The organism is Coleofasciculus sp. FACHB-712, from assembly GCF_014695635.1.
Lineage (GTDB): Bacteria > Cyanobacteriota > Cyanobacteriia > Cyanobacteriales > FACHB-T130 > FACHB-T130.
The window spans coordinates 1-2,277 of the sequence record NZ_JACJOQ010000015.1 but is presented as its reverse complement, the minus strand read 5'-3'; the positions used below and the strand labels follow the sequence as shown (position 1 = coordinate 2,277).

The window sequence follows — 2,277 nt, the reverse complement described above, 5'->3', positions numbered from 1 at the left end:
TTCTATGGTGCCCAGTTATACCGCGAAGGCAAAGCTCCTCTCGTGATTGCTAGCGGCGGACGCATCGACTGGCGGGGCAGTGGGGCACCGGAATCTGCGGATATGGCTGTAATTTTAGAAACATTAGGCGTCCCTAAATCTGCCATCCTTCAAGATCCTAGCTCTTTGAACACTTATGAAAATGCGGTGAATGTGCGGCAAATTTTAGAAAAGCAGGGGATTCGCCGAGTATTATTAGTGACTTCGGCAATGCATATGCCGCGATCGCTCCTGATTTTCAAGCGTCAGGGAATTCAAGCCATCCCCGCACCCACCGACTTTTTGGTGACAGAAGCAGACTTTCTCGAATCCAACAGGAGCCTGCAAGCTCGAATCCTAAATGTTTTACCAGATGCCGAGCGGTTACACAGGTCAACCAGAGCGTTAAAAGAATACATTGGAACAGGGATCTATCGCCTTAAAGGCTGGCTTTAAAAAGTTTAGACAGTAGTTTGAAGCGATTATTTTTCCAACCTTCAACCTTCCAACCTTCAAAAATGCCAAAAGAATTCCCACACTTTATTCCAGCACCTCCCCCCGTAGCGGACATCTTTGCCACCTACCAAATGACTCATGACTTTTACCGGGAAGCCGAGTACCGAAAGGAACTTGAGCGTTACTGCCAGTGGTATCAGATGACAGCGGAAGCTAACCGGCAAGAGTTGCAGAGAATGCGGGGTGACATCAATATATTCGGCTGGTTTAATCGCGGTAGGCGATGATAGTCAATGGCTCATGGTCAATGGCTCATAGCTAATCGCGAATATGAGCCATTGACCATGAGCCTAATTTAGAGTTTCTAGCTCATCCTCGCGGAAGTGACCTTTAAATTTTTTGTCAAACTGGACAAAAACTGGAAGGTTGGCGCTGACGGGTCTGCCTTGCCATTCGTGAATGATTGAGACCACTTCTCCTTCCCGATCCTTGACATCAAAAGGCTTACCCTTATTTTCAGGATGGTGGTAAACAATCACAGATTTGATAACGCGGACGCGATCGCCTACTTTCATTTCTTGATCTCCGGTTGGGTATCTGAGTCAAACTGGTGCAGCCTTCTTTTGAGGAATAACTGCTTCCACCAAGCGTGGTGAGCTGGGAGCGTTGCCTATCAAGACGCTTGGCTCTTACCAGTACCCAAGCATTGTGCTATTGTGAACAACCTTAATATTCTTGCACAGGACGGTAACTTCCTCTTTATGGACTTGGAGGGGGTGCTGACGGAACTGGCGATGCTGAATTTTCGGGAGGGGGTACTGAGGGAACTGGTGACGCTGAATTTTCGGGCGGGGGCGGCACTTGTGTAGATGGAGACGGAGAGTTTTGCGGTGATGGCGGCACGCTGGAAGCGGGAGATGGCGTTTCGGGGACTGGAACGGGCAACGGTGCGGGGTTGAACAAGCGATCGCGTATTTGCTGGAACCCTTGAGGATTGTATTTCCACCAAGCATATAACCCAGCAGCACTGCCCCCCAGCAGTAGGAGGAAGACTCCCAGTGTGACGACCAACCCTTTCCCTCGGCGCAGTCGGTTTGGCTTTGCCGGAACGATTTCCACTGGCACCGCTTCAGCATACTTCACGTCTTCAGCTTCAGCTTGCAGAGTAGCTTTCGGCATCAAGGTGAGATTCCCGATCTCGCCAAAATTGAGTAGCACCGGATACTCTGGGGAAACGCGGCAGTAAGTAATCACGACTGAAGTATTATCGTGACCGTTCTTCTGATTCGCTAAGTCAATCCAGGACTGTACTGCCGCCTCCAGGGGAATTTTAGCCTGAAGCACCGGCTCCACATAATCTACCCAGGAACGCTCAACCCAGTTATTGTCGCTCAGACCATCAGAACACAGCAGCAGCAGTCCGTCTTCTTCCACAATGAAGCGTTGCACATTCGGACGAAGAAACTCGGCATCCCGCGTGCCTAGCGCTTGGGTGAGTGCCCCGGCATCGGGTCGCTGCAATGCTTCGCGGTAGAGACTGCGCCCCATTCGTACTTCCCTAGCAGCCACGTCATCGTCTACTGTCAGCATCTGGCAGGAATGGGGGGTAATCCAGTAGGCGCGGCTATCTCCAACATGAGCGATATAGAGTTCGTGGGCATTCCCCACACCAGAGTTAGCTGTCGCCACCTTCTGGGGCAGCTGGAGAGCCATCACCAGCGTCGTTCCCATCCGCCGCCTAGACTCTCGTCCTTGTTCGTCATTGCGGGCACAAATGAGGTTATTGACTACCCGGATACTTGC

General features: G+C 51.2%; 3 protein-coding genes and 1 pseudogene. 2 read left to right on the top strand and 2 right to left on the bottom strand.

The genetic code is table 11. From position 1 onward, the window contains the following. Both H6F50_RS00180 and H6F50_RS00175 read left to right on the top strand, forming a co-directional pair. The coding region (locus tag H6F50_RS00180; protein ID WP_190424962.1) for a YdcF family protein at positions 1-474 on the top strand (474 nt) is incomplete at its 5' end. A 62-nt stretch (positions 475-536) separates the two neighbouring features. After that, positions 537-761, top strand: a complete 225-nt coding sequence (locus H6F50_RS00175; protein WP_190412586.1) for a hypothetical protein — start codon at positions 537-539, stop codon at positions 759-761. Between the two features lie 63 nt (positions 762-824). Here H6F50_RS00175 and H6F50_RS00170 read toward each other — a convergent pair whose 3' ends face one another. Then, positions 825-1,049 (bottom strand): ferredoxin-thioredoxin reductase variable chain, encoded by a 225-nt coding sequence (locus H6F50_RS00170; protein ID WP_190412587.1) that lies wholly within the window; start codon positions 1,047-1,049, stop codon positions 825-827. A 184-nt stretch (positions 1,050-1,233) separates the two neighbouring features. Continuing rightward, a pseudogene (locus tag H6F50_RS00165) lies at positions 1,234-2,277 on the bottom strand (serine/threonine-protein phosphatase); the annotation flags it as partial.

Coding starts and splice junctions, on each gene's coding strand:
- H6F50_RS00175 (WP_190412586.1), top strand. CDS start 537: ATGCCAAAAGAATTCCCACACTTTATTCCAGCACCTCCCCCCGTAGCG.
- H6F50_RS00170 (WP_190412587.1), bottom strand. CDS start 1,049: ATGAAAGTAGGCGATCGCGTCCGCGTTATCAAATCTGTGATTGTTTAC.